At 71.1% G+C, this 25,524-nt stretch carries 26 protein-coding genes; 3 read left to right on the forward strand and 23 right to left on the reverse strand.

Going from position 1 to position 25,524, the window contains the following annotated elements; all coding sequences use genetic code 11:
• Window positions 1–58: 58 nt before the first annotated feature.
• The 5 genes from ACTIMO_RS10935 to truB form a co-directional block, all read right to left on the reverse strand.
• Window positions 59–1,054 (reverse strand): bifunctional riboflavin kinase/FAD synthetase, encoded by a 996-nt coding sequence (locus tag ACTIMO_RS10935; protein WP_055772548.1) that lies wholly within the window; start codon window positions 1,052–1,054, stop codon window positions 59–61.
• A gap of 225 nt (window positions 1,055–1,279) precedes the next feature.
• Window positions 1,280–1,969: a DUF4345 domain-containing protein gene (locus ACTIMO_RS10940; RefSeq protein ID WP_448182432.1), complete on the reverse strand. Its 690-nt coding sequence runs from the start codon at window positions 1,967–1,969 to the stop codon at window positions 1,280–1,282.
• 180 nt (window positions 1,970–2,149) lie between these two features.
• Entirely contained in the window at window positions 2,150–2,551 is a 402-nt protein-coding gene (locus ACTIMO_RS10945; RefSeq protein WP_055772812.1) for a hypothetical protein, read from the reverse strand.
• 113 nt (window positions 2,552–2,664) lie between these two features.
• Window positions 2,665–3,033, reverse strand: a complete 369-nt coding sequence (locus tag ACTIMO_RS10950) for a hypothetical protein (RefSeq protein WP_055772554.1) — start codon at window positions 3,031–3,033, stop codon at window positions 2,665–2,667.
• 2 nt (window positions 3,034–3,035) lie between these two features.
• Entirely contained in the window at window positions 3,036–3,938 is a 903-nt protein-coding gene (truB, locus tag ACTIMO_RS10955) for a tRNA pseudouridine(55) synthase TruB (RefSeq protein ID WP_448182433.1), read from the reverse strand.
• Between the two features lie 100 nt (window positions 3,939–4,038).
• Between truB and ACTIMO_RS10960 the strand changes: the two genes are divergently transcribed.
• Entirely contained in the window at window positions 4,039–5,220 is a 1,182-nt protein-coding gene (locus ACTIMO_RS10960; protein WP_448182434.1) for a pyridoxal phosphate-dependent aminotransferase, read from the forward strand.
• A 194-nt stretch (window positions 5,221–5,414) separates the two neighbouring features.
• Here ACTIMO_RS10960 and rbfA read toward each other — a convergent pair whose 3' ends face one another.
• The 5 genes from rbfA to ACTIMO_RS10985 form a co-directional block, all read right to left on the reverse strand.
• On the reverse strand, window positions 5,415–5,852 hold the full coding sequence (rbfA, locus tag ACTIMO_RS10965) for a 30S ribosome-binding factor RbfA (protein ID WP_055772560.1): 438 nt from the start codon (window positions 5,850–5,852) through the stop codon (window positions 5,415–5,417).
• A gap of 112 nt (window positions 5,853–5,964) precedes the next feature.
• Window positions 5,965–8,877, reverse strand: coding sequence for a translation initiation factor IF-2 (gene infB / locus ACTIMO_RS10970; protein WP_448182435.1), 2,913 nt, complete (start codon window positions 8,875–8,877; stop codon window positions 5,965–5,967).
• Between the two features lie 124 nt (window positions 8,878–9,001).
• Complete coding sequence (locus ACTIMO_RS10975; protein WP_448182436.1) at window positions 9,002–9,421, reverse strand: YlxR family protein; 420 nt, start codon at window positions 9,419–9,421, stop codon at window positions 9,002–9,004.
• A gap of 36 nt (window positions 9,422–9,457) precedes the next feature.
• Window positions 9,458–10,447 (reverse strand): transcription termination factor NusA, encoded by a 990-nt coding sequence (nusA, locus tag ACTIMO_RS10980; RefSeq protein ID WP_448182437.1) that lies wholly within the window; start codon window positions 10,445–10,447, stop codon window positions 9,458–9,460.
• A gap of 10 nt (window positions 10,448–10,457) precedes the next feature.
• The gene (locus ACTIMO_RS10985; protein ID WP_055772818.1) at window positions 10,458–11,087 is read right to left on the reverse strand and encodes a ribosome maturation factor RimP; all 630 of its coding nucleotides are present in this window, start codon (window positions 11,085–11,087) and stop codon (window positions 10,458–10,460) included.
• A gap of 105 nt (window positions 11,088–11,192) precedes the next feature.
• Here ACTIMO_RS10985 and ACTIMO_RS10990 point away from each other — a divergent pair, with 105 nt between their 5' ends.
• Window positions 11,193–12,488 (forward strand): DUF4439 domain-containing protein, encoded by a 1,296-nt coding sequence (locus tag ACTIMO_RS10990; RefSeq protein ID WP_422391621.1) that lies wholly within the window; start codon window positions 11,193–11,195, stop codon window positions 12,486–12,488.
• Window positions 12,481–13,515, forward strand: a complete 1,035-nt coding sequence (locus ACTIMO_RS10995; RefSeq protein ID WP_448182438.1) for an aminoglycoside phosphotransferase family protein — start codon at window positions 12,481–12,483, stop codon at window positions 13,513–13,515. Before ACTIMO_RS10990 ends, ACTIMO_RS10995 begins: the two co-directional genes overlap by 8 nt.
• A gap of 58 nt (window positions 13,516–13,573) precedes the next feature.
• Here the strand turns inward: ACTIMO_RS10995 and ACTIMO_RS11000 are convergent, their stop codons facing one another.
• The 13 genes from ACTIMO_RS11000 to ACTIMO_RS11060 all read right to left on the reverse strand — a co-directional run bounded on the left by ACTIMO_RS11000 (window position 13,574) and on the right by ACTIMO_RS11060 (window position 25,511).
• Window positions 13,574–14,386, reverse strand: a complete 813-nt coding sequence (locus tag ACTIMO_RS11000) for a sulfite exporter TauE/SafE family protein (protein ID WP_422392000.1) — start codon at window positions 14,384–14,386, stop codon at window positions 13,574–13,576.
• 14 nt (window positions 14,387–14,400) lie between these two features.
• A complete protein-coding gene (locus ACTIMO_RS11005; protein ID WP_422391620.1) occupies window positions 14,401–16,200 on the reverse strand; it encodes a proline--tRNA ligase in 1,800 nt (599 codons plus the stop codon).
• 130 nt (window positions 16,201–16,330) lie between these two features.
• Window positions 16,331–17,233 carry a GNAT family N-acetyltransferase gene (locus tag ACTIMO_RS11010; RefSeq protein WP_448182439.1) on the reverse strand — a complete coding sequence of 301 codons (903 nt, stop codon included), beginning with the start codon at window positions 17,231–17,233 and terminating at the stop codon, window positions 16,331–16,333.
• Window positions 17,187–18,353 carry a flavodoxin-dependent (E)-4-hydroxy-3-methylbut-2-enyl-diphosphate synthase gene (ispG, locus tag ACTIMO_RS11015; RefSeq protein ID WP_055772581.1) on the reverse strand — a complete coding sequence of 389 codons (1,167 nt, stop codon included), beginning with the start codon at window positions 18,351–18,353 and terminating at the stop codon, window positions 17,187–17,189. Before ispG ends, ACTIMO_RS11010 begins: the two co-directional genes overlap by 47 nt.
• 110 nt (window positions 18,354–18,463) lie before the next feature.
• Window positions 18,464–18,754 carry a YciI family protein gene (locus tag ACTIMO_RS11020; protein ID WP_055772584.1) on the reverse strand — a complete coding sequence of 97 codons (291 nt, stop codon included), beginning with the start codon at window positions 18,752–18,754 and terminating at the stop codon, window positions 18,464–18,466.
• Window positions 18,755–18,772: 18 nt separating this feature from the next.
• On the reverse strand, window positions 18,773–19,213 hold the full coding sequence (locus ACTIMO_RS11025; protein WP_422391619.1) for a hypothetical protein: 441 nt from the start codon (window positions 19,211–19,213) through the stop codon (window positions 18,773–18,775).
• A 183-nt stretch (window positions 19,214–19,396) separates the two neighbouring features.
• Complete coding sequence (locus ACTIMO_RS11030; protein WP_448182440.1) at window positions 19,397–19,999, reverse strand: MarR family transcriptional regulator; 603 nt, start codon at window positions 19,997–19,999, stop codon at window positions 19,397–19,399.
• A gap of 39 nt (window positions 20,000–20,038) precedes the next feature.
• Window positions 20,039–21,382: a M50 family metallopeptidase gene (locus ACTIMO_RS11035; RefSeq protein WP_448182441.1), complete on the reverse strand. Its 1,344-nt coding sequence runs from the start codon at window positions 21,380–21,382 to the stop codon at window positions 20,039–20,041.
• Complete coding sequence (gene dxr / locus ACTIMO_RS11040) at window positions 21,379–22,644, reverse strand: 1-deoxy-D-xylulose-5-phosphate reductoisomerase (RefSeq protein ID WP_448182442.1); 1,266 nt, start codon at window positions 22,642–22,644, stop codon at window positions 21,379–21,381. The genes ACTIMO_RS11035 and dxr overlap by 4 nt, the downstream gene beginning before the upstream one ends.
• 29 nt (window positions 22,645–22,673) lie before the next feature.
• Complete coding sequence (locus ACTIMO_RS11045) at window positions 22,674–23,495, reverse strand: HpcH/HpaI aldolase/citrate lyase family protein (RefSeq protein ID WP_448182443.1); 822 nt, start codon at window positions 23,493–23,495, stop codon at window positions 22,674–22,676.
• Window positions 23,492–24,064 (reverse strand): MaoC family dehydratase, encoded by a 573-nt coding sequence (locus ACTIMO_RS11050; protein ID WP_448182444.1) that lies wholly within the window; start codon window positions 24,062–24,064, stop codon window positions 23,492–23,494. Before ACTIMO_RS11050 ends, ACTIMO_RS11045 begins: the two co-directional genes overlap by 4 nt.
• A complete protein-coding gene (locus ACTIMO_RS11055) occupies window positions 24,061–24,711 on the reverse strand; it encodes a CoA transferase subunit B (RefSeq protein ID WP_055772603.1) in 651 nt (216 codons plus the stop codon). Before ACTIMO_RS11055 ends, ACTIMO_RS11050 begins: the two co-directional genes overlap by 4 nt.
• Before the next feature lie 2 nt (window positions 24,712–24,713).
• Window positions 24,714–25,511 (reverse strand): CoA transferase subunit A, encoded by a 798-nt coding sequence (locus tag ACTIMO_RS11060; protein WP_448182445.1) that lies wholly within the window; start codon window positions 25,509–25,511, stop codon window positions 24,714–24,716.
• Between the last annotated feature and the right edge of the window lie 13 nt (window positions 25,512–25,524).

Raw genomic sequence — 25,524 nt, forward strand, 5'->3', positions numbered from 1 at the left:
TGCGCGACGACACAGAAAAATCCAGCCACCACGGACTGCAGCCGGATCTCCCCGAAGTTTAGCGTCTGGGCTGTTGTTCTGTCGAAAGCACGCCGCGGGCCTGCTCCACGTCGAGCTTCATCTGCTCGATGAGCGCTTCGGGCCCACGGTAGGTGACCTGCCCGCGGAGCCGCTCGACGAACTCGACGACAACCGCCTGGCCGTACAGGTCGAAGTCCTGCACGCGCTCCGGCGGGCGGTTGATGACGTGCGCCTCGACCTGCCGGTCCACGCCGTCGAACGTGGGGTTCGAGCCGACCGAGATGGCGGCGGGCCACCGCGTCCCGGCTTCGTCCACGAGCCATCCGGCGTAGATTCCGTCCGCGGGGATATAGCCCTGTGAGGACGCCGCGAGATTCGCCGTGGGGTAGCCGAGCTCACGTCCGCGCGCCGCCCCGTGCACGACGTCTCCGCGCATGCGGTGGTGGCGTCCGAGCACCCTGGCGGCGGTGCCGACCTCCCCCGACTCCAGGGCCTCGCGCACCCAGGTCGAGGAGCACCGGCGGTCGCCGTCGTCGTCCGTGGCGTCCATGGGGAAGCTGGCGCCGAAATCGTCGATCGCGATGACCTCGAAACCGAGCTTCCGGCCGAGCTCGCGCATGGTGTCCAGGTCGCCGCTGTTGCCGGCCCCGAAGCGGACGTCGTGGCCGATGACGACGGCCTTCGCCTTCAGCGCCCGGACGAAGACGCGCTCCACGAACTCCTCCGGCGAGTTCGCGGCGAGATCGAGCGTGTAGTGCATCATCAGGAGGGCGTCGATACCGGTCTCGGCGAGCGTCTCGACGCGGTCGGCGAGGCCCATGATCAGTTCCGGCGCGGAGTCCGGACGGTGGACCTGCGCGGGGTGCGGGTCGAAGGAGACAACGACGGCGGCGGCCGAGCGCTGCCGGGCGGCTTCGACGACCTGCTGCAGGACGCGCTGGTGGCCCCGGTGGACGCCGTCGAAGTTGCCCAGCGTCAGAACGGAGGGCCCGAAGTCCTCGGGCACGCTGTCCAGGTCTCTCCAGTAGAACACGCATCTCCTCTGTGATCCGGCTGCGTCCCGCGACCTCGGACGTCGCCCGGCGGGTTGTGCGCCGCTCCCATTATGGCCGACCGCACCCCCCGCTCCCGCCATCGCCGAAGCCCCGGACCGACGGCCACAGCTCCCCCGGGTCCGTCCTCCGACCCGTCGGTGTGGACGTGCTGCCTGCGGGATCCGGTCACCACATCCTCGTGGACGCGCCGCTCCCCCGGACTCCTAGCCGCGCTGCGCGAACTCCTGGCGCATCTGGCTCGTCTTGGCGATGTACTTGTGCCACACGAGCAGGGCCGGCGGGAAGGCGAGCTCGACGACCATGAGGATGATCATGATGTAGTTCGGTGTGCCGGAGAAGGCCCAGGACAGCACCCGGCCGATGCCGCCGACGAACACCATGAGGCAGACGAGCCAGAGCATGTTGGCCCACTGGAACTTGATGGCGATCGTGATGAAGGCGGCGCCGACGCCGACCATCATGGCGGAGAAGAACCGGAACTGGTTCTCCAGCGTCGGGTTGACCGGCGTGCCCTCGGTGTCCGGCAGGCCCGCGGTGCCGAGGATCAGGTAGTAGGCGCCGAAGCCCGCGATGACCAGGCCGACGAGGACGACGACGGTGCGGAAGACGTTCCAGTCCCCGCCCGACGCCTTCCCCGATGTCCTGGCTGCGCCGGCCTTCTTCCCGGGAGTGCCCTGTCCGGCCTTCGTGGCTTCTGTGGCTTCCCCTGCCGATGCGCGAGCCTTGTCCGCGCCCCGCGGCGCGCTCATCGGTGCCGGGCCATCGACGGCGGAGGACCGCGCGCTGTCCGGCGAGAGCCGACCATCGCTGCCCCCGGCGCGGAGGGGCTCGCCCGACGTCGGGCGGCGGCCCGGCACGGAGGGTCCGTCGTGATCGGGGCTGTTGCTGGTCATGTCGCTCCTAGGTGCTGGTTGATACCTAGCGCCATCGTCTCACGATGCCGCGCGACCGGGACGGTCGGTTGCCGGTCCGGCGTGAGCAGTCGCCCGGGCCCGGGCGGACGTACTCCGGTCAGGACCCGGGCGGGACCTGGCGGAGCGCACCGGCCGTTCCGATCCGCCGACGCGGACCGGTCAACGCACCGCGCGGTCCGGGCGGGTGCGCCGCAGCCAGAGGAGCCCCAGCACGGGAAGGAGCAGCGGGACGAACCCGTACCCGCGCCCGAATCCGGACCAGACGGTCTCGTGCGGAAAGTCCTGCGCGTCGACGATGCTGAGCAGGCCCACGACCAGGACGCCCACCAGTTCGGTGGTGACGGCGACGACCGACAGGCGGTAGGCGCGGATGCCAGGTCGGGCCAGCGACACCGTGGCGACGATGTAGACCACCGCGGCGACCGCGGAGAGCAGATAGGCGATCGGCGCCTCGTCGAACTTGGTCGCGATCTGGAACACGGCCCGCGCGGTCGCGGCGAGTGCGAAGACGCCGTACACGGCCACCAGCAGCCGTCCGGGACCGGTGGCGCGACCGGTCACCGGCGCGGGCCCGGGCGCGCCTGATGCTGCCGCCGACCTCCCGGCGCCGGAGCCCCGTGGCGGACGCGAGGGGTCCAGGCCGCCTGCGCGGTCCTCATGGTTCCGATCGTCGGTCACAGTCCTGCCACCCCGTCCCAGATCTGCTCCATGCGGAAGAGCATGACGAACACCGTGAGCGCGGAGGCCGCGAGCACGAAGTTGCTCCAGCGGGTCTTCTCGAGGATGGACCACCAGAAGGCGCCGACGGGCACGAGGAGCGCGGTCAGCAGGTAGCCCCAGAACTCCCAGGCCTCACCGAGCACCGGTTCCCCCGTCACCTGCCGGATCACCGCACCCACCGTGTACGCGAGCAGGAACAGTTCGACGGCCGCGGTGGACAGGATGGTGATGTCGTTCGGGGGCTGGCGCAGGAGGCCGGCACCTATGCACAGGAGGGCAGCGACGGCGCAGACGATGACGCCGACGAGGAAGAACGGGTCCATGGTCACTCCTTCCCGCCGGGCGCGAAGACCAGCACGGTCCGTGCGGCAGCACCGCGGTTCTCGAGCAGCGCCACGAGGGTGCCATCGGGGGCGAACGCCGCGACGGGGACGTCGGTCCGGGCACTGGGCTCGATCCTCCGCCCGTGGGACACGTCCGCGGTCTCGGCCTCGGACAGGTCCCGGACGGGGAAGAGCGCCCGGCCCGCGTCGTCCAGCGGGAGGACGGAGAGGTCCTCCGCGAGTTGCTCGAGCGTGCGTGCCTGCTCGATGGAGTAGGGGCCGACGCGGGTGCGGCGGAGCGCCGTCAGGTGCCCGCCGACGGAGAGCGCGGAGCCGAGGTCGCGGGCGAGGGCGCGGATGTACGTGCCGGAACTGCACTCGACCGTCACGTCGACGTCCTGGAGCCGCCCGTTGTTCACGCGGCGGATCGAATGGACGTCGAAGCGGTGGATGGTGACCGGTCGGGACGGCAGGTCGACGTCTTCGCCGGCCCGGACGCGGGCGTAGGACCTCTCGCCCTTGACCTTGATGGCACTGACGCTGCTCGGCACCTGCTCGATGTCGCCCGTGAGGTCCGCGATCGCGGACCGGATCTCGTCCTCGGTCACGGCCGCCGCGATGCTGCCACCGGTGATCTCGCCCTCGGCGTCGTCGGTGATCGTGGACTGGCCCAGGCGGATCGTCGCCGTGTAGGTCTTGGTCGTGCCGACGATGTAGGTGAGGAGACGCGTCGCGCGGTTGATGCCGATCACGAGCACCCCGGTGGCCATCGGGTCGAGGGTGCCCGCGTGGCCCACCTTGCGGGTGCCGGCGAGCCGTCGCATCCGGCCGACGACGTCATGACTGGTCCAGCCCTGTGGCTTGTCCACGATGATGAGCCCTGAGTGGACCTGCCCTGCATTCACGCCTCCCAGTATATGGGCGCGGCAGTACGGTCCCTGCTGTCGTCGCCGACCCAGGACGCCTGCCCGGACTCCCGCAGCCCGCCGCGATACCCTACTGCCTATGCCCTCCGCTCCCGCCCGCGTGGCGAATGTCCCGGTCAACCAGATCCGCGAGATCACGCAGGCGGCCTGGGCGGTCCCGGACTCGATCGTCCTGAGCATCGGCGAACCGGCCTTCCCCGTCGCCCGCCACGTCCTGGAGGCCGGTATGGCCGCGCTCGACCGGGACGACACCAACTACACACCCAACGCGGGCATCGGCCCGGTCCGTGCGGCCTTCGCGTCCAGGTTCGCGAGCCTCGCGGGCGTGGACGACGACCCGTCACGCATCTTCATCGTCGCCGGAGCTCAGCAGGGCCTCCACCTGGCGCTCAGCACCCTCATCGGCGAGGGGGACGAGGTCCTCGTCCCCGATCCCGGGTACCCGACCTTCGCGATGACGGTCGGACTCCTGGGCGGCCGGCCGGTGCCCTATCCCCTGGTGCCGGGCCACGGCTTCCAGCCGCGCATCGAGGATCTGCAGGGCCTCGTGACGCCGACGACACGCGTGCTCATGCTCAACTCCCCGTCGAACCCGCTCGGCTCGGTGTTCAGCCACGACCTGACGCGCGCGCTCGTCCGGTTCGCGCATCGGAACGATCTCTGGATCATCTCCGACGAATGCTACGAGGCCTTCACCTACGACGTGCCGCACGTCAGCCCCGCGCGGTTCGACGCCGGGGGCCCCGAGGCCGTCGCCGAGGCCACGGAGGCCAGGATCATCACCTCCCTCACCCTCTCGAAGACCTACGGACTCACCGGGCTGCGCATCGGCGCCCTCGTGGTTCCGCCCGGGATGGAGGCCGTCCTCAGCAACGTCATGGAGTCCACGGTCTCCTGCGTCTCGGCCGCCTCCCAGTACGCCGGGCTCGCCGCGCTCACGGGTCCGCAGGACTACGTCAGGACCGCCCTGGATCACTACAGGGCCAATCGCGACGAGGCGACCGCCGTGCTGGACCGGCTGGGCATCGACTACCTCGACGCCCGGGGCGCCTTCTATCTGTGGGCGGACCTCCGCCACGCGACGGGCGGGGATGTCCGCGCCTGGACGCGGTCCTTCCTCGCCGAGCACGGAGTGGCCCTCGCACCGGGTACGGCCTTCGGTTCGATGGGTGAGGGCTGGGTGCGGATCGCCCTCTGCGGACGGACCGCGGATCTCGTCGAGGGCCTGTCCAGGCTGCCCGCACCGCCGCGTCGGTCCTGATCCGGTCGACGCCGTGCTGCCCGCAGGGTCAGCCCTCCTCGGGTAGGGGAACAAACGGTCCCCCGGCTCCCGCCGACGACGTCCGAAGCGGTTCCGGACGAGCTCCGATGCCCCGGATACGACAACGGCAGCCGACCCGGAGGTCGGCTGCCGTTGTCGTACAGGCCATCCGTGGAACGGACGGGAGGAGGAGCCTAGCGGGCCGCCTCGTCGTCCTCCGAGGTGCGGTACGGGTCCGCGTCCCCGGCGAAGTCCGCGCCCTGGGCGATCGCGGCCACCTCCGCGTCACGCTCCCGCGCCTTCTGCAGCAATTCCTCGAGGTGGCTGGCGTTGACCGGCACCTCGTCGGGGACGAACTCCAGCGTGGGCGTCAGCCGGGCGGTGATGTTCTTGCCGACCTCCGAGCGAAGGACGCCCCGGGCGGATTCGAGCGCCATGCGCGTTGCCTGCTGCTCCTCCGGATCGCCCAGCACCGTGTAGTAGAGCGTGGCGTGCTGGAGGTCGTTCGTGACGCGCGCGTCGGTGATGGTCACGGCTTCCAGCCGGGGATCCTTCACGCGGCGCCGGAGCGCCTCGGCGACGATGACTTTGATGCGCTGCGCGAGCCGCGCGGCGCGGGCCGGATCTGCCATTGCTGATACTCCTACTGAAGCTGGTCTGGTGGGGGGACCCGGCCGGCGGGTCCCGGTGGTGCGACAGGCACAGGCGCCCCGGAGGACCGGAGCGCCTGTGCTGACCTACGGCCTAGACGCGGGGCTTCTCCCGCATCTCGAAGGTCTCGATGGTGTCGCCTTCCTTGACGTCGTTGAACGACCCCAGGCCGATACCGCACTCGAAGTCCGTCCGGACCTCGGTGGCATCGTCCTTGAAGCGCTTGAGCGAGTCCACGGAGAGGTTGTCCCCGATGACCTTGCCGTCGCGCAGGACACGGGCCCGCGAGTTCCGCCGGATGATGCCCGACCGGACGATCGAACCGGCGATGTTGCCGAATTTGGAGGAACGGAACACCTCGCGGACCTCTGCGGTACCGAGCTGCACCTCCTCGTACTCCGGCTTGAGCATGCCCTTGAGGGCGAGCTCGATATCGTCGATCGCGGCGTAGATGACCGAGTAGAAACGCATGTCGACGCCCTCACGCTCGGCCAGGTCGGCGACGCGCTCGGCCGGCTTGACGTTGAAGCCGATGATGATCGCGTTGTCGACCGTCGCCAGGTTGACGTCGTTCTGCGTGATCGCACCGACGCCGCGGTGGATGACGCGCAGCTGCACGCCTTCGCCGACGTCGATCTTGAGCAGCGAGTCCTCCAGGGCCTCCACGGCACCCGAGACGTCACCCTTGAGGATGAGGTTGAGGGTGTCGACCTTGCCGTCGGCGACGGCCTGGTCGAAGTCCTCGAGGCTGATGCGCTTGCGGCGCTTGGCGAGGGCCGCATTGCGGTCCGCTGCCTCACGCTTCTCGGCGATCTGACGGGCGGTGCGCTCGTCGTCCGTGACGAAGAACGTGTCACCGGCGCGGGGCACGTTGGATAGGCCCAGCACCTGGACCGGGCGGGACGGCTCGGCCTTCGTGACGACGTCGCCGTTCTCGTCGAACATCGCGCGCACACGGCCGTGAGCCGTACCGGCCACGATCGTGTCGCCGACGTTCAACGTTCCGGACTGCACGAGCACCGTCGCGACAGCACCCCGGCCGCGGTCGAGGTTGGCCTCGATCGCGATACCGCGGGCGTCCTTGTTCGGGTTGGCCCGCATGTCCAGCGCGGCATCGGCCGTGAGCAGGACGGCCTCGAGGAGCTCGTCGATCCCCATGCCCTGGAGCGCGGAGACGTGGACGAACATGGTGTCGCCACCGTATTCCTCGGGGACCAGGCCGTACTCGGTGAGCTGGCCCTTGACCTTGTCCGGGTTCGCGCCTTCCTTGTCCATCTTGTTGACGGCGACGACGATCGGCACGTTGGCTGCCTGGGCGTGGTTCAGCGCCTCGACGGTCTGCGGCATGACGCCGTCGTCGGCGGCCACGACGAGCACGGCGATGTCCGTGACCTTCGCACCACGGGCACGCATGGCGGTGAACGCCTCGTGACCGGGGGTGTCGATGAAGGTGATGGCCCGCGTGGAGTCCTCGTGGACGTGCTGGATCTGGTAGGCACCGATGTGCTGGGTGATGCCACCGTGCTCGCCCTCGACGACCTTGGTGTTGCGGACGGCGTCGAGCAGTCGCGTCTTACCATGGTCGACGTGGCCCATGACCGTGACGACCGGCGGGCGGGCCTCCAGGTCATCGTCACCCTCGGCCTCGAGCTCCGCATCGAAGTCGATGTCGAAGCTGCTGAGGAGTTCGCGCTCCTCGTCCTCGGGGGACACGACCTGGATCTTGTAGCCGAGCTCGGTTCCCAGGACCTCGAAGGTGTCCTCGTCCAGCGACTGGGTGGCCGTGGCCATCTCGCCAAGGTGGAAGAGCACGGTCACCAGTGCTGCGGGGTTCGCCTCGATCTTGTCGGCGAAGTCCGTGATGGACGAGCCACGGCGCATCGTGACGACGGTGTTGCCGTCCCCACGGGGTACGCTGACGCCGCCCAGCGAGGGAGCCGACATCTGCTCGAGTTCCTGCCGCTTCGCACGCTTCGACTTGCGCTGCTTGCCGCGACCGGCGCCGCCCTTGCCGAAGGCACCGGCGGTGCCGCCGCGTCCGCGGCCGCCCTTGCCGAAGCCGCCGCCGGCGGGTGCACCGCTCGGGCTGTTGGGGGCTCCACCGGGACCGCGGCGCGGACCGGCTCCCGCGCCGGGTGCTCCGCGGCCGGGGGCAGCGGGACGCTCGGTGCGGTTGGGCATCATGCCCGGGGTGGGGCGTGATCCGGGTGCGCCACCGGGACGGGGGGCGCCGGGACGGGGTGCGCCCGGACGGGGACCGCCGGCACCTGCCGCGGGACGGGGTCCGCCCGCACCGGCTGCGGGACGGGGTCCACCGGGACCGGCGGCGGGGCGCTGCTGCGCATCGTCACGACGGCCCGGGCGCGGCATCCCCTGCGAGGGCGCGAACGGGTTGTTGCCCGGACGCGAGGTGCGCTCGGGACGGTCGGTGTCGCCGCGGCGCGAACCCATGCCCTGCGAGGGCGCGAACGGGTTGTTGCCCGGGCGGGGAGCGCCACCGGGACGGGCTCCCGACGGACGCGTCGTCCCTGCGGACGGCGCCGCGGGCGGCGTGGCCGGACGGGGGCCGGGACGGCCCGGTTCCTCCTGCGAACCCTGCTGGGTCGGCGCGGGAGTCGCCTGGGCGGCGGGGGCGGGGACGTCAGCGGGCGCGGCACCGTTCGAGAACGGCGATGCCTGCGGAGCGGCCGGGGCTGCTGCCGCCGGCGCTGCCGGCGCAACGGGTGCTGCCGGCGCTGCGGGTGCTGGCGCTTCGGGTGCCGCCTGGGCAGCTCCCGGCTTCGGGCCCGACGGCGTGGGCGCCGAGGGACGTGAGGGTGCGGGTGCCGGGGCGGTCTTGGCGCCACCGGCATCGGGGAATGCGCCGCGAAGCTTCTTCACGACGGGGGCCTCGATGGTGGACGAGGCTGAACGAACGAATTCGCCCAGTTCCTGCAGTTTTGCGACTGCGTCTTTCGAGGTTATACCGAGCTCTTTCGCGAGCTCGTGTACGCGGACCTTGGCCACATTTCTCCTGTCTCGGTCCGCACCGAGTCAGGCACGAACCGTCTATTTCCTACTGCTGATCCCAGTCGCGAGGGCGGCTGGCAGATCGAATGCAGAGCGCAACGGATGGGTCATCGTTGCGCACTCATCGCTGGGTTCTCATCGGGTTTCCATGAGGGTTCTGACCCGCTTTCAGGGAGGACGGTGGTGAATCGGGGCCTCGGTTCAGACGCCCCAGGTATGCCTGGAAGTCCACTGCCAACTGCGCAGTGTCGACCGGTCCGCGGAAGGCCCTGCTGAAGGCCCTCCGCTTGATGGCCGTGTCCATGCATGCCGGGTCGGGATGCAGCCAAGCACCCCGTCCGGATAGCCGGCGCCGCTCATCGATGACGGCGACGATCTGTCCGTCCATCGGTCGTGCAACGACCCGCATCACGTGTGACTGGCGGTCCCGCCGGCGGCATCCCACGCAGGTGCGTACGGGATGGGCATCCGCCGGATGGTGCCCGGATCCTCGTCGTGAACCGACGTCGTCCGGGCGCGACTCGACAGCAGTCCCTTCCATTCTACCCCTTCCGACCGTTCCGGGAGACCGGACGGATCAGGCTTTCGTCGCCTGCGCGGGCTGCGCGGCATCGGACACGATGTCGATCCGCCATCCGGTCAGCTTCGCCGCGAGGCGCGCGTTCTGGCCCTCCTTGCCGATGGCCAGGGACAGCTGGTAGTCGGGCACGACGACGCGGGCGGAGCGCGTGGCCTCGTCCGTGATCGTGACGGAGGTGACGCGCGACGGCGACAGCGAGCTGGCGATGAAGGCCGCGGCGTCGTCGTTGTAGTCCACGATGTCGATCTTCTCGTCGTTGAGCTCGTTCATGACCGCACGGACCCGCGTCCCCATCTCCCCGATGCATGCACCCTTGGCGTTGACGCCCGGGACGTTGGCCTTGACCGCGATCTTCGTCCGGTGACCCGCCTCGCGTGCCAGGGCAACGATCTCGACGGTCCTGTCCGCGATCTCCGGCACCTCCAGCTCGAAGAGCTTCCTGACCAGGCCGGGGTGGGACCGCGACAGCGTGATCGAGGGGCCCTTCATCCCACGGTGGACATCGACGACGAAGGCACGGAGCCGGGTGCCGTGCAGGTACTTCTCGCCGGGGACCTGCTCGGGCGGCGGCAGGACGGCCTCGACGGACCCGAGGTTCACCTGGATCATGTGCGGGTTGTTGCCCTGCTGGATCATGCCGGCGACGAGTTCGCCCTCCTTGCCGCGGAACTCGCCGAGGATGTTCTCGTCCTCCGCGTCACGCAGCCGCTGCAGGATGATCTGGCGCGCCGTGCTCGCCGCGATACGGCCGAAGCCGCTCGGGGTGTCGTCGAACTCGCCGACGCTCTCGCCGTCGTCGTTCTTCTCCGTCGCCCAGATGGTGACGTGGCCGTTGCGGCGATCGAGCTCCGCGCGTGCGGTCTCCTGCGCCCCCGGGGAGCGGTGATAGGCGATGAGCAGTGCCTGCTCGATCGTCGGGATGAGCTTGTCGAGCGGGATCTCCCGCTCGCGCTCGAGCAGCCTCAGGGCGCTCATGTCGATGTCCATGTGGATCTCCTTACGCGTGGTGCTCGGCGCCGGAGGAATCCGGTTCGGCCCCATCGGTGTGGTCGGTGTGTTCATCATCGAGATGCGCGAATTCGACCTGCACGGTCCCCGTGCGGATCTTGGCGAACTCGAGCGCGAGGGGGTCGCCCTGCTTCGGCTTCATGCCCTTCTTGACGGGCAGTTGCGGGAGGAGCCGGATACCGGAGGCGGTGACCTCCTGCAGCCTGCCGACCACGACGTCGCCGGTGACCGGCTTGACCTCCACCAGGCGCCCGACACTGCGTCGCCAGTGCCGCGGTTCCGTGAGGGGCCGCGAGACACCGGGCGAGGAGATCTCGAGGCTGTACGGGCGGTCGTCGTCGTCCGGGTCGCTGTCCATGGCGGCCGAGAGGTCGGTGGAGATGGCGGAGATCACATCGAGGCCGACGCTGCCGGAGGCTTCCTCGGGGAGGTCGACGACCACGTGCACAGTGCGGTGCGAGCCGGCGACCTTGATGTCCACATCCTCCAGATAGAGGTTGTGCTGCTCCACCACGGGCTGCAGCCTGGTCCGCAGGCGCTGTGCCTCGGCCTGCAGTTCGGCCTCGACGGCCGTCTTGCGGGTCGAGGCTTGATTTTCGTTCCCGGACCGGACCGCCATGGCTGCCTCCCACTCGATGATGTTGTCCACCAAGAGTACCGACATTCCGTGGCGCCCGGTGTGTGACCGGGGGGAACGCGGCCCTCCGTGGCATCATCGGGGACTGTGACTGTGCGGGGGCGGAAGGGCGGCGATCGGGCGCGCGAAGGGCGCCGGACCTCCGGCCTGCGTCGGGCCGCCGGCTGGGCCGTCCGGCTGGTCGGCCTGTTCGTCGCCGTGCTCCTCGTCGTCGGCCTCGGCCTGGGCGTGCGGCCGCCCGAACCCGACGGGCCGTCCTCCTCCCCCACCGAACAGGCACAGCTCGACGCCGAGGCGGGCTACACCGCGCTGGCGGCGGACGCGCGGTCTGCCGCGGCCCTCGATCCGGCCGCCGCGGACGTCCTCACCGCCCTCGCCGAGGACCTCGAGGTGCAGGCGGACGCCGTCGCGCTGCCGCGCTCTCCCGCAGCGCCGACGCAGGACCCCGAGGGATCGGAACCCCTCTTGCCGTCTCCGGAAGCGTCCTCGACGCCCGGCCCGGCGGTGACGGCCGACGGCCGTGCGGTCCTCGCCGGGCTCCGGGAGAGTGCGCTCCGAAGCCTCCATGATGCCGCGCAGGCCGAGCCGGGTCCGGGCCGCGTGCTCGCCGCAGCCGGGGCGAACCAGTGGCGGAACGCCGTGCTGCTGTCCGTGCTCCTCGGCGCCGACCCCGGTCTCCCCCCGGCCGATGCCGTCCCCGCGACCGATCTCGCGGCCGGGACCGGTCTCTTCTCCGGGCTGCCCGGCGGACCGGACGGCCCCTCATCCCCTCCTTCCGTGCCGTCCGGTCCGGCCACCGCGATCCCGCCGACGGGGGCGCCCGGAGCCGGCCCCGGTCCGTCGGGGGCGCGTCCCGGCGGAGCGGGCACGGTGGACCCCGATGTCGAGTGCACGGACACTCCCCTGGGCCCGGACGCGGATCGCGCAGCCCTGCTGGAGGCCAAGGCCGCCGAGGAGCGCGCCGCCTACGCCTACGACGTCGCAGCCGCCCTGCTCCCGGAACCGGGCGACGCCCTGGCGCGGTCGGGTGTCCACCGGGCTGCGGCAGACGCCGCAGCCGAGCGCCTGGCCCTGCTCTGCGCACCGGCCGGCCCCGCCCCTGCCGGTCACGCGCTGGGTACGGGGTTCCGCGCCGATCCCGCCGGCGCCGTGCGGGAGCTCGAGCAGGACCACGCCGTCTTCTACGTCGACCTCCTCGCCACCGTCGGACCCGAGGCTCGCGCCTGGGCCGTCACCTCGTACAACGCGGCCGCGCAGCGCAGTCTCGACGCCGGGACGCCGCTGACGGCGCTCCCCGGCCTGGAGGATGCCGCGGATCCGGCCGGCGGCGCCGCACCCGGCACCACTGCACCCTCCGTCGCACCGGAGCCCGGTGATGGCTGAGCACGGTCATCCGCCTCGACAGTCCGTCGCCGGGCCGCCGGACCTGCCCCCGCAGCTCGTGGCCAGCGCCCGCACCATCGAGGGTGGTGCACGGTGGATGCGGGAGTGGAGCACCGTCCTGATGGATCGTCTCGCCGCCTGGGACCTGGAGCTCGATCTGCCGCCGGGGCAGCCCGCCTGGGCCGGACAGTGCGCCGTCGTCGTGCCGGTGACCCGCCGGAGGGCGACCGGCCCCGCGGCTGCGGTCCTCAAGATCACGATCCCGCACGAGGAGGCCCGTCCCGAGCCGGACGCGCTGGAGCTGTGGGACGGGCACGGCGCGGTGACCCTGCTCGCGGCCTCACGCCCTGACTTCACCCTGCTGCTCGACCGGCTCGACGGCGACCGGTCCCTGCGTGACGTACCCCTCGACGAGACCCCGGGGCCCTGGGCCGATGTGGTCCGCCGGCTGTCCATCACGCCGGGCGACAGCCCGCTCTGGGCGTCCTTCCCGCATCTGGCCTCCGAGGCCGAGCAGTGGACGGACACGCTGCCGGCACGCTGGGACGAACTCGGCGAACCCTTCCCGCGGTGGCTGATGGAGTCCGCCCTCGAGGTGTGCCAGTCGCGGGGGGTGCTCGGCCGGCGGTCAGAGCGGGACGTGCTGGTGCACACCGACCTGCACTACGGGAATCTCCTGCCGTCGACACCGGGACAGCTGCGCGACTTCACCGCGATCGACCCCAAACTCGTCCTCGGTGACGCGGAGTACGCCGTCGCGCCCATGCTGTGGAACAGGCTCGGCGAGCTCGACGGGACGGATCCGGCCGGCCATCTCCGGGCACACTGCTCCGCCCTCGCCGCGGCAGCGGGCTTCGACGGGGAGCTGGCGCGCGGCTGGACGGTGGTGCGGGAGGTCAGGAACGCACTCTCCTACCTCGGTCACGGGCGGACCGGCGATGCCGAGCGCTCGCTCTGGGTCGCCAGTTCGGTGCTCGGCAGGACCCTCGACGGCCTGCCTGCGGTGGGCGACCTGCCCGCCCTGTAGGCGGCGCCCGCCAGGAGCGGCCGGAGGGAATCACCCGGCAGGGACCACCCGGCAGGGACTAGTCGGACGCCATCAGCGGTCGGATGTTCTCCACCCACACGTCGTAGCCCAGCTTGACGATCAGCGCGCCGACGACCGCGAGGAACACGATCCGGATGAACCTGCTGCCCTGGCTGATCGCCATGCGGGAGCCCGTGTAGCCACCGGCCATGTTCGCGACGCCGAGCAGCAGGCCGAGGCCCCACAGGATGGACCCGTTGGGCAGGAAGAACATGAGGGCACCGAAGTTGGTCGCCATGTTCACGATCTTCGCCTTCGCGCTGGCGCCGAGGAAGTTGTACCCCAGCAGCGTGACCATCGCGATGATGAGGAAGGATCCCGTGCCCGGGCCGATCAGCCCGTCGTAGAACCCGATGACGAGTCCGATGCCGGCCGCCGTGCCGTAGTGGCGTGCGCCGTGGTGGCGCAGCTGCGTGAGGGTCCCCACGGACGGCTTCAGCGCGGTGAAGATCGCGACGGCGACGAGGGCGGCCACGATGATCGGCTTGAAGACCGACGACGGCAGCGACGCGGCCAGGATGGCGCCGCCGAAGCTGCCTCCGAGGGCGATCGCCGCCATGGGCAGCGCCGTCCGCAGGTCGGGATGCGCGCGCCGGTAGTACGTGACGGCGCTCGTCGTCGTCCCGAAGATGGAGCCCAGCTTGTTCGTGGCGAGGGCCTCGACGGGCGTGATGCCGGGCACCAGCAGCAGAGCCGGGAGCTGCAGCAGGCCTCCGCCGCCCACGACGGCATCGACCCAGCCCGCTGCGAATCCCGCGACGAGGACCAGCAGGATGGTCGCGAGGTGCAGTTCCTCGAGTCCCGAGCCCACGGGGAACATCGCCGCTAGTCTGCGGCGATGCCGCGCACCAGCGCGACGGCGTCGGCCACCGCGACGTTCTGCGCCTCGCCCGTGCGGCGGTCCTTGACCTCGAGGACCCCCTCGGCGAGCCCACGGCCCACGACGACGATCGTCGGGACGCCGATGAGCTCCGCATCTCCGAACTTCACGCCGGGAGAGACCTTCGGACGGTCGTCGTAGAGCACCGTCAGACCGGCCGCCTCGAGATCGACGGCGAGCTTCTCGGCCGCCTCGAAGATCTCGGCGCCCTTGCCCGTCGCCACGACGTGGACATCGGCGGGGGCGACGTGGCGGGGCCAGATCAGTCCCCGATCGTCGTGGTTGGCCTCCGCGAGGGCCGCGATGGCGCGGGTGACACCCACCCCGTAGGAGCCCATGGTCACGGTGGCGAGCTTCCCGTTCCGGTCCAGGACCTTGAGGCCGAGGGCCTCCGCGTACTTCCGGCCGAGCTGGAAGATGTGGCCCATCTCGATGCCGCGGGCGGCCACCAGCGGGCCGGATCCGTCGGGGGCCTCGTCGCCCTCGCGCACCTCCACGGCCTCGATGGTGCCGTCCCAGGTGAAGTCGCGGCCGGCCACCAGTCCGAACACGTGCCTGCCCTGCTCGTTGGCGCCGGTGATCCAGGCGGTACCGCTGACGATCCGTGGGTCCACGAGGTAGCGCAGGCCCGTCGACGCGTCGGCCCCGAGCACGGCGTCCCCGGGGGTGAGGCCGGGGCCGATGTAGCCCTTGACCAGTCCGGGGTTCTTCTTCAGGTCGTCCTCGTTCGCAGCCTCAACGGTCACTTCCCCGCCCGTCTCGAGGTGGCCGGCGATGGTCGCCTCGATGCGCTTGAGGTCCACGGACCGGTCACCGGGAACGCCGACGACGACGATCTCCCGCTCGCCGGTCGGCAGCACAGCGGCGAGCACCACGTTCTTCAGCGTGTCCGCCGCCGTCCAGGCACGGTCCTCACGCGGTGCCGAGGCGTTGGCATGGGCCACGAGCGTGTCGATGGTGGGGGTGTCGGGCGTGTCCCGCACCTCGGCCGCGGGGGCGGCGGAGAAGTCCACGGGCTCCGGGACCACCGTGGTCACGGCCTCCACGTTGGCGGTGTAGCCGCCGGCGGAGCGCACGAAGGTGTCCTCGCCGATCGGGGTGGGGTGGAGGAACTCCTCGCTCCTGGACCCGCCCATGGCCCCGGCCGTCGCGGTGACGGGGACGACGTCGAGCCCGAGACGCTCGAAGATCCGCAGGTAGGCTCCCCGGTGCAGCTGGTAGCTCGCCTCGAGGCCCTCGTCGTCGATGTCGAAGGAGTAGGAGTCCTTCATGATGAACTCGCGGCCGCGGAGGAGTCCCGCGCGGGGCCTCGCCTCGTCGCGGTACTTGGTCTGGATCTGGAACAGGCTGACGGGAAGGTCCTTGTAGGAGGTGTACAGGTCCTTCACCAGCAGCGTGAACATCTCCTCGTGCGTGGGCGCCAGGAGGTAGTCCGCGCCCTTGCGGTCCTGGAGGCGGAAGATGCCGTCGCCGTACTCGGTCCAGCGGTTGGTGGCCTCGTAGGGCTCCTTGGGGAGCAGCGCCGGGAAGTGGACCTCCTGCGCTCCGATCGCCTCCATCTCCTCGCGGACGATCGCCTCGACGCGCGCCAGCACCTTCAGTCCCAGCGGCAGCCAGCTGTAGATCCCGGGGGCCGCTCGCCGGATGTAGCCCGCGCGGAGGAGCAGGCGGTGGCTCGCCACCTCGGCGTCGGCGGGATCCTCGCGCAGGGTGCGCAGGAAGAGGGTCGAGAGTCGTAAGACCACGCGGGTGTCCGTTCGTCTGGGTGGTGCGCTGCCATCGGTCCCACCGCCGTCCGGCGGGAGACAACAGGTACCAATCTAGCGGGTCGGCCCGCCGGGACGGGCACGCGACGGGCGCCCCGCTGGCGGCTCCTCAGAAGAGGATGGTCGCGAAGGTGTCCACCTGATCGAACCCCACGCGCTTGTACGCGGCGATGGCGCGCGCGTTATACGAGTTCACGTAGAGGCTCACCGTCGGTGCCAGGGAGCGGGCGGCGACGACGACTGCGGCCATGTAGGCCGCGCTGCGTCCCTCGCCCCGGTGGTCGGGGTTCATCCACACGCCCTGCACCTGGACGGCCTGGGAGGACACGGTGCCCAGTTCGGCCTTGAAGACCACCGTGCCGCCGTCGTCGAACGCCGCCAGGGAGTGCTTCCGTCCGATGAGGGAGGCGACACGGCGGCGGTAGTGGTCCGATCCGCCGATGAACGGTGAGTAGCCCACCTCCTCCTCGAACATCGCCGCACAGGCGGGCAGGAGCCGGTCGAGCTCCTCGGGCCGGGTGAAGCGCAGGTCCTCGGCCGGTGCGATGAGCGGGTCCGAGTGGATCGCCATGAGCGGCTGGGTGGGGCGCACGTCGAAGGGTTCTCCGCTGTAGTCCTCGAGGGTGGACCAGAGGTCCATGACGCCCTCGGAGAGTCCGAAGATGGAGGAGAAGGTGCGGCCGGAGCGCCCGAGATGGTCGCCGAAGATGGCCCCGGTCTCGTCCGTGACGCCGACCGGTACGAGGTTCACGCCCGCCCAGCAGGCGGCGCGCAGCTCGTTGTGCCGGAACATGCCGATGATCTCCCCGCCCGCGAGCGACGGCGCGGCACTCCCCCTCGAGTCGAGGTGCGACGCCACGAACACGTTCGCCACCGGGTCGTCGTTGACGATCGCCCAGAGGTCCCGGGTGTCCTGTTCGCCGAGGACGCGGAAGGACCACGGTCCTTCGGGATCGGCCTGGGGTCTAGCTAACGGTAACCATGGGGCCACCCTGGCCAGCAGTTTCGCCATCAGCCTCACCCATCTCCTCTGCGAGCCGCATCGCTTCCTCGATGAGTGTCTCCACGATCTGGTCCTCGGGGACGGTCTTGATGACCTCTCCCCGAACGAAGATCTGTCCCTTGCCGTTGCCGGACGCGACGCCGAGGTCGGCCTCGCGGGCCTCTCCAGGACCGTTCACGACGCACCCCATCACCGCGACGCGGAGGGGCACCTCCATGCCCTCGAGGCCGGCGGTGACCTCCTCGGCGAGCGTGTAGACGTCCACCTGGGCGCGGCCGCACGACGGGCAGGAGACGATCTCCAGCTTGCGGGGGCGGAGGTTCAGGGACTGCAGGATCTGGTTGCCGACCTTGACCTCCTCGACCGGCGGGGCGGAGAGCGAGACGCGGATGGTGTCGCCGATCCCCTTGGAGAGCAGGGCGCCGAAGGCCGTGGCGGACTTGATGGTGCCCTGGAAGGCGGGGCCGGCCTCGGTGACGCCGAGGTGCAGCGGCCAGTCGCCGCGCTCGGCGAGGAGCTCGTAGGCCCGCACCATGATGACGGGGTCGTTGTGCTTCACGGAGATCTTGAAGTCGTGGAAGTCGTGCTCCTCGAAGAGGGATGCCTCCCACACGGCGGACTCGACGAGGGCCTCGGGCGTCGCCTTGCCGTACTTCTCCATCAGCCGGGGATCGAGCGAGCCGGCGTTGACGCCGATGCGGATCGAGGTCCCGGCGGCCTTCGCCGCCGCGGCGATCTGCTTGACCTGGTCGTCGAACTTGCGGATGTTGCCCGGATTGACGCGGACCGCGGCGCAGCCGGCGTCGATCGCGGCGAACACGTACTTGGGCTGGAAGTGGATGTCCGCGATCACGGGGATCTGCGACTTCTTCGCGATGATGGGCAGCGCCGCGGCGTCGTCGGCGGAGGGGCAGGCGACACGGACGATGTCGCAGCCCGTGGCCGTGAGCTCCGCGATCTGCTGCAGCGTCCCGTTGATGTCCGTGGTCGGCGTGGTGGTCATCGACTGGATGCTGATCGGCGAATCCGAGCCCACACCCACCGATCCGACCTTGATCTGGCGGGTCTTGCGCCGGGGGGCGAGGACGGGCGGCGGTGCTGCTGGCATTCCTAGGCTGACCGAGGTCAAAACATCCTCCATGCTGGCGGCCTGAACCGCTCGTGTGACGAGATTCCTGATTTCATTATCCACCCGACCCGGGGCTTCGCGGGCCGCCCGCGATCCATCTCACACGGTGCTCACACGCGGTCGCGGAACGCCCCGATGACCGGGTTCCACTCCGTGGTCTGCACGGCCGAGATGGCACCGACCCGCGCGAAGGGGTCCTCGCTGACGAGCTGGTTGAGGTCCGCCTCCGTCTCGGCGGAGAACATCAGGAGCGCGCCGCTGCCGTCCGTGAAGGGTCCTGCGGCGAGGACGCGGCCCTGCCCGACGAGCTCCTCGAGCCACTGGCGGTGCGCGGGGCGGTGCTCCGCGCGGAGCTCCTCGTGATCGGGGTTGTACACGTATTCGACGGCGAAGATACTCATGGCCTCACCCTACGTGAATCACAGCAGGTAGACCTTGACGACCGACGCGACACCCGCGGCCCACAGCATGGAGGCCAGGGTCCCGATAATGAAGCGCTCGGAGGCCGCGGGTGACTCCTTCAGCTCCGCGTACCTGCCCAGGGCCTTCACCGCCACGACGTAGGCGATCGCGACCGGCTGACCGCCGAGGATCGCCACGGTGACCGCGAGGCGCTCGAGCACCCCGATCACCAGCCCGCCGCGCAGGACGCCCGGCGGCAGGGCGTCCACCGGCGCCCTCGGAGGCTCGGCGGGCGGTGCCGGCAGCTCGAACTGGGGCTGGTCGGCGGGCTCGGGCGGTTCTGCGCGGCGGCGCTCCGCGGTGTCGACCGACCGGGCCAGGCGCAGCACCAGCATGGTCACGGGTAGTCCGACGCCGCCCGCGGCGAGCAGGGCCACGACGATCCACAGAGCCTCCATCGATTCCCCTTCCGCGACCGGCCGGACGCCCGGCCCGACCGTCCTGCTCCATGTCTACCGCACGGCACCCACGATCGCGGCCACCGCTGCGCCCCGCCCGCGGGACAGGCGTCACGGCGTCTTTGCGTCACCGCGTCACCGCGTCACGGCGTCACGGCGTCACCTCGTCACGGCGTCACCTCGTCACGGCGTCACCGCGTCACGGTCCACCCACGTCAGCAGCCGCGCCGCCGCGGGTCGCACCGCCTGCTCCTCGTGCCAGGCCGCCCTGGCGGCGGCCTTGCTCACGGCCTGCGGCGTGATGCCCAGCGTCCGGGCGACGGCGGTCTGCGTGCCGCGCACTCCCGGTTCGAGGAGGTCGAGGATGCGCCACTCGGCCTCCGACCGCGCCAGGACATGGCGTCCGAGGAGAGCCAGGACGCCCTCCGCCTCGGCTGCGCCGTCGGGCCCCTCGACCGCGAGCGGCGCGCGCTCCCCCGTCTTCTTCGCACGGTCGACGGCGGCCCGGGCGTGGACGAAGGCCGAACCGCGTCCCTCCCGGGGAGAGGTGGGCAGCGGCGTGTCGATCTCCCCGACGCCGATACCGATGTACCAGCCGCCCGCGCGGAGGCACAGGAGCACGGCCTGGACGACGTCGGATGACCCGGCGAGGACGCCCTGGGCCTCGTCGCCGACCGATCGCTCCCACGGCAGGACCGTGGGGACCGGACGGAGGAGCGCGAGCAGCTCGGGAATCCGGTCGGTCGAGCTCCGGCTGCCGATCTGGTCGATGGTGAGGACGAACATTCATCAACCTTATGGGGTTGAAATACGATTTACAACCGATCAGCCGAACAAGTCGACCGGCTTCACGATGTCGGCGTAGATCAGGAGCACGCCCATGCCCATCAGCAGGATCGCCACCGCATAGGTGAGCGGGAGGAGCTTCGCCATGTCGAACGGCCCCGGATCGGGACGCCGGACCAGGCGGGCGAACGTCCTCCTCAGTCCCTCCCACAGGGCGCCCGCCACATGTCCGCCGTCGAGCGGGAGGAGGGGGATCAGGTTGAAGACGAACAGGGCCAGGTTCACGCCGGCCACCAGGCCGATGAGCGTCGCGGTCCGGGACGCCACCGGGATCTCCTCCATCGCCGAGATCTCGCCGGCGATCCGCCCGACACCCACCACGCTGATGGGCCCCTCGGGATCACGCGGCGCGTCGGAGAACGCTGCCTGACCGACGTCGACGACACGCTGCGGCAGGTTGAGCACCACCCCGGCCACCCGGGCGAGGGAATCGCCCACGGCGGGCAGCACCTCACCCGCGGGCTGCGGGACGAGCTCCTGCGTGGACCCGACGCCGAGGAAGCCGACCTCCTGCGTCACCGCCACGCCGTCGTCGTCCACCAGAGGCGTGCCGTCCTCCGAGGCGACGGGCCGCTCCGTCAGGAGGGGCGTGATGGTCGACTCGATGGTCTCGCCGTCGCGCACGTAGCTGATGGACACCTCGCGGCCCGCGGCCTCGCGGATCCAGCCCGAGAAGGAGTCCCAGTCGGCGACCTCCCGGCCGTCGAAGGCGACGATCCGATCCCCGGGCAGCAGGCCCGCCTCGGAGCCGGGAGCGGCCGGGTCGGCCGGCGTGCACTCGGTCTGGCCCGTGGCGGCCTGCTGGCTCGCGGGGACGACGCACTCGGAGACGGAGGACAGCGTGGTGGTGGGCTGCGCGGTGCCGAAGCCCATGATCAGGACGGCGAACAGCACGGTCCCGATCAGCAGGTTCATCAGGGGACCACCGAGCATGATGATGATGCGCTTCCAGATGGGCAGCTTGTAGAACACGCGGTCCTCGTCGCCGGGCTGCAGCTGCTCGGCGGCCGCCTGGCGCGCGTCGTCGGTGAGCTGCTGGAAGACGCCCGTGCTGGACCGCCGCACGGCTCCGGCCGCCGTCGAGGCAGGCGGGAACATGCCCACCATCGAGACGTAGCCGCCTGCCGGGATGGCCTTGAACCCGTACTCGGTCTCCCCGCGGCGGCGGGACCAGACGGTCGGCCCGAACCCCACCATGTACTGCGTGACCCGGACCCGGAACAGCTTCGCGGGGACCAGGTGCCCCACCTCGTGCAGGGCGATCGACGCGGCGATGCCGACGACGACGACGAGGACGCCGGCGATGAACAGCAGAACGGTCATAACGTGTCCTTCAGGTCTTCGGCAGCGGCCGCCCCGGCCGCTGGTTCCACCACCCCACAACGGATCCGCGCCCGCGTACGTGCCCAGCGCTCCGCCTCGAGCACGGCAGCCAGGGTCAGCGCAGTTCCTGCATCCGCGTCCAGGCGGCGCTGCTCGTCGACGACGGCGGACACGATGTCCACGATGTCCGTGAAGCCGATGGCTCCCTGGTGGAACGCCTCGACGGCCTCCTCGTTCGCGGCGTTGAACACCGCCATGCGCGTGCCGCCCTCGGCTGCCGCCCGCTTGGCCTCCACGATCGCGGGGAAGGCCTGCTCGTCGAGCGGCTCGAACGTCCACTCCGACGGCCGGCTCCAATCGCAGGCGCGGGCGGACCCGGCCACGCGGAACGGCCAGCCGATGCCGAGGGCGATGGGCAGGCGCATGTCCGGCGGCGATGCCTGGGCGAGCGTGGATCCGTCGATGAACTGGACCATGGAGTGGATCATGGACTGCGGGTGCACGACGACGTCGATGCGCTCGAGCGGGATGTCGAACAGCAGGTGCGCCTCGATGACCTCGAGGGCCTTGTTCACCATCGACGCGGAGTTGGTGCTGATCACGCGGCCCATGTCCCAGGTGGGGTGGGCGACGGCCTGCGCCGGCGTGACGTCCTGCAACTGTGCCCGCGTCATGCCGCGGAACGGACCGCCGGACGCCGTCAGCACGAGCCGGTCCACCTCGTCCGCAGTCCCGCCGCGCAGGGCCTGCGCGATGGCGGAGTGCTCGGAGTCCACGGGGACGAGCTGGCCGGGGGCGGCCGCCGCGCGCACGAGGGCTCCCCCGGCGATCAGCGATTCCTTGTTGGCGAGCGCGAGGAGGTGCCCGGCACCCAGCGCCGCCAGCGTCGGCTCCAGGCCGATGGACCCGGTGATGCCGTTGAGGACGACGTCCGCGTCGGGCCACGCCGCGACGTCCGAGGCCGCCCGGTCCCCCACGAAGAGCCGGGGTGCGTAGCCGGACACGCCGGCCTCGTCCGCTGCCGTGCCGATGGCCTGCTCGAGCACGGCCTCGCTGCCGGTGGCGACGCCGACCGCCGGGGCCCGGACGGCGACGGCCTGGCGTGCGAGGAGCTCCGGATCCCGCCCGCCCGCGCTGATCCCGGCGACGCTGAACCGGTCCGGTGCGGCGGCGATGACGTCGAGGGCCTGCGTGCCGATGGAGCCGGTGGAACCGAGGATGGTGACGCGCCGGTGCTCCCGCGTCGGGTTGCTGAAATCCATGGGACCAGTATCCCGCAGGAGCCCGACCGTCAGGCGCGGGCCCTGGCCAGCACGCTCCGGGCGTGCCGGAGGATGGGCTCGTCGACCATGCGCCCCTCGTGGGTGAAGACCCCGCGCTCGTGCTCGGCGGCGGCGAGCAGCGCCCGCGCGTGCTCGACGTCGGCGGCGGCGGGCGCGAATGCCGTGCGCACGGCTGCGACCTGGCCCGGGTGGATGCAGGCCTTGGCGCCGAAGCCCGAGGCGACGGCATCCTCCGCCTCCAGGCCCAAGCCGCGGGCATCGGCGATGTCCACGTACACGGCGTCGATGGCGGTGCGGCCCGCCGACCCGGCGGCGAGCAGCACCTGCGAGCGCGCGTGCAGGGCCACGGCGCGGTACATGCCGTCCGGCGACCGGCTGGACGTGCCGCCGAGGGAGGCGACCAGGTCCTCCGCGCCCCACATGAGCGCGGTGACACCCTCCGCGCGGGCGATCCCCACGGCGTTCACGACGCCGCGCGCGGTCTCGCAGAGGGCGATGACGTCGACCTCGCCGAGGGCCGAGCGGACGGCGTCGACGTCCTCCGGTGATTCGGTCTTGGCCAGCATGACCGTCCGGTACGGCGTGCCGCGGACGGCCTCGCAGTCGAGGGCGAAGTCGGCCGTGCCGACGGCGTTCAGGCGGACCACGGTCCGGGCGGGATCGAGCGACGAGGCGGCGAGCGCCTGCCGGGCGGCCGGCTTCGCGGCGGGAGCGACGGCGTCCTCGAGGTCGAGGATGACCGTGTCCGACCGCTCGGCCGCCTTCGCGTAGCGCTCGGGGCGATCGGCCGGGCAGAAGAGGAGTGCGGGTCCGAGCTGGATGCCGCTCATACTCGCTCCTGCGCGACCGTCGTCGGGGCCGTCGTCCGTGCTGTGGTCGGGGCCGCCGCCGAGGACCACATGAGCACCGAGCGGGTGGCGGTGGCGACGACGTCGCCGTGCTGGTTGCGTCCGGTGTGGGTCATGGTCGCGATGCCCTGGCCGGGGCGGGACGAGGACGCGCGGACACCGGTGACCTCCGTCTCCGTGTACAGGGTGTCCCCGTGGAAGAGCGGCTTCGGGAAGGCGACGTCGGTCAGGCCCAGCTGCGCCACGATGGTGCCCTGCGTCAGCTGCGAGACCGACTGGCCGACGAGCGTCGCGAGGGTCAGCATCGAGTTGACGAGCCGCTGGCCGAACGGCTGGCCCTCGGACCAGGCGGCGTCGAGGTGCAGGGCCTGGGTGTTCATGGTGAGGGTCGTGAACAGGACGTTGTCCGCCTCGGTGAGGGTACGGCCCGGCCGGTGGGCGTAGACGGCACCCACGTCGAGCTCGTCGAGGTAGAGACCACGCTGCTCGATGACGCGGCGGTCGGGGGCTGTCCCGTCGGTGTCGCCCGACGGGGCGGCGGGAGCGGTCACGCCGCGGCGTCCGTGAGGGCGATCCGCAGCGGTGCGCCCGTGGCCGCCACCACGTCGTCGACCGTGACACCGGGCGCCGTCTCGCGCAGCACGAGGCCGTCCGCCTCGACGTCGATCACGGCGAGGTCGGTGACGATGCGGTTCACGCAGCCCTTGCCCGTCAGCGGGAGGGAGCACGCCTCGACGATCTTGGGGCGTCCGGCACGGTCGACGTGCTCCATCATGACGATCACCCGCTTGGCACCGAACACGAGATCCATGGCACCGCCCATGCCCTTGACCATCTTCCCCGGCACCATCCAGTTCGCGAGGTCGCCGTTCCGGGCGACCTCCATCGCGCCGAGCACGGCGACGTCCACGTGGCCACCGCGGATCATGCCGAAGGACGCGGCCGAGTCGAAGTAGGCGGCACCGGCGTTCGCGGTGACGGTCTCCTTGCCGGCGTTGATGAGGTCGGGATCGACGGCGTCCTCCGCGGGGTAGGGTCCCACGCCGAGGATGCCGTTCTCCGAGTGCAGCACCACCTCGACGCCGTCGGGGATGTAGTTCGGGATGAGCGTGGGCATGCCGATGCCGAGATTGACGTACTGGCCGTTCTCGAGCTCCAGGGCGACCCTCGCGGCGAGGTCGTTGCGGGTGAGCGCCATCGTCATGCTCCTTCGGGTGCGTTGAGGCCGGCCTGCGGATCGGGGCTGCCGGCGATCGAGACGGTCCGCTTCTCGACGCGCTTCTGAACATCGCCGGCGACGACGACGCGCTGCACGAAGATACCGGGTGTGTGGACCTGTGCGGGGTCCAGCTCGCCCGGCTCGACGAGTTCCTCGACCTCCGCGATGGTGATCCGCCCGGCCTGCGCGCAGAGCGGGTTGAAGTTCATCGCGGTCGCGTGGAAGACGAGGTTGCCGTGCCGGTCCCCCTTCCAGGCGTGCACCATGGCGTAGTCGGGCCGCAGCGACTCCTCCAGCACGTAGTCGACGCCGTCGAAGGACCGCACCTCCTTGGCCTGGGAGGCGACGGCGATGTTCCCCTCGGCGTCGTACCGCTGCGGCAGGCCGCCCTCGCTGACCTGCGTGCCGACCCCCGCCGTCGTGTAGAAGGCGGGGATGCCCGCGCCGCCCGCCCGGAGCTTCTCGGCGAGCGTGCCCTGCGGCGTCAGCTCCACCTCGAGCTCGCCCGAGAGGTACTGGCGCGCGAACTCCTTGTTCTCGCCGACGTAGGAGCTGATGGTCCGTCGGATGCGGTGATCGGACAGGAGGATCCCGAGGCCCCAGCCGTCCACGCCGCAGTTGTTGCTGACCGTCTCGAGCTCCGCCGTCCCCTGCGCGTGCAGGGCATCGATGAGCGTCACCGGGATCCCGCACAGACCGAACCCGCCGACGGCGAGCGAGGCGCCGTCCGGGATGTCCGCCACGGCCTCCGCCGCACTGCCGACCACCTTGTTGATCACTGCTTCTCCTTCA

Source organism: Arthrobacter sp. CP30 (assembly GCF_053470025.1).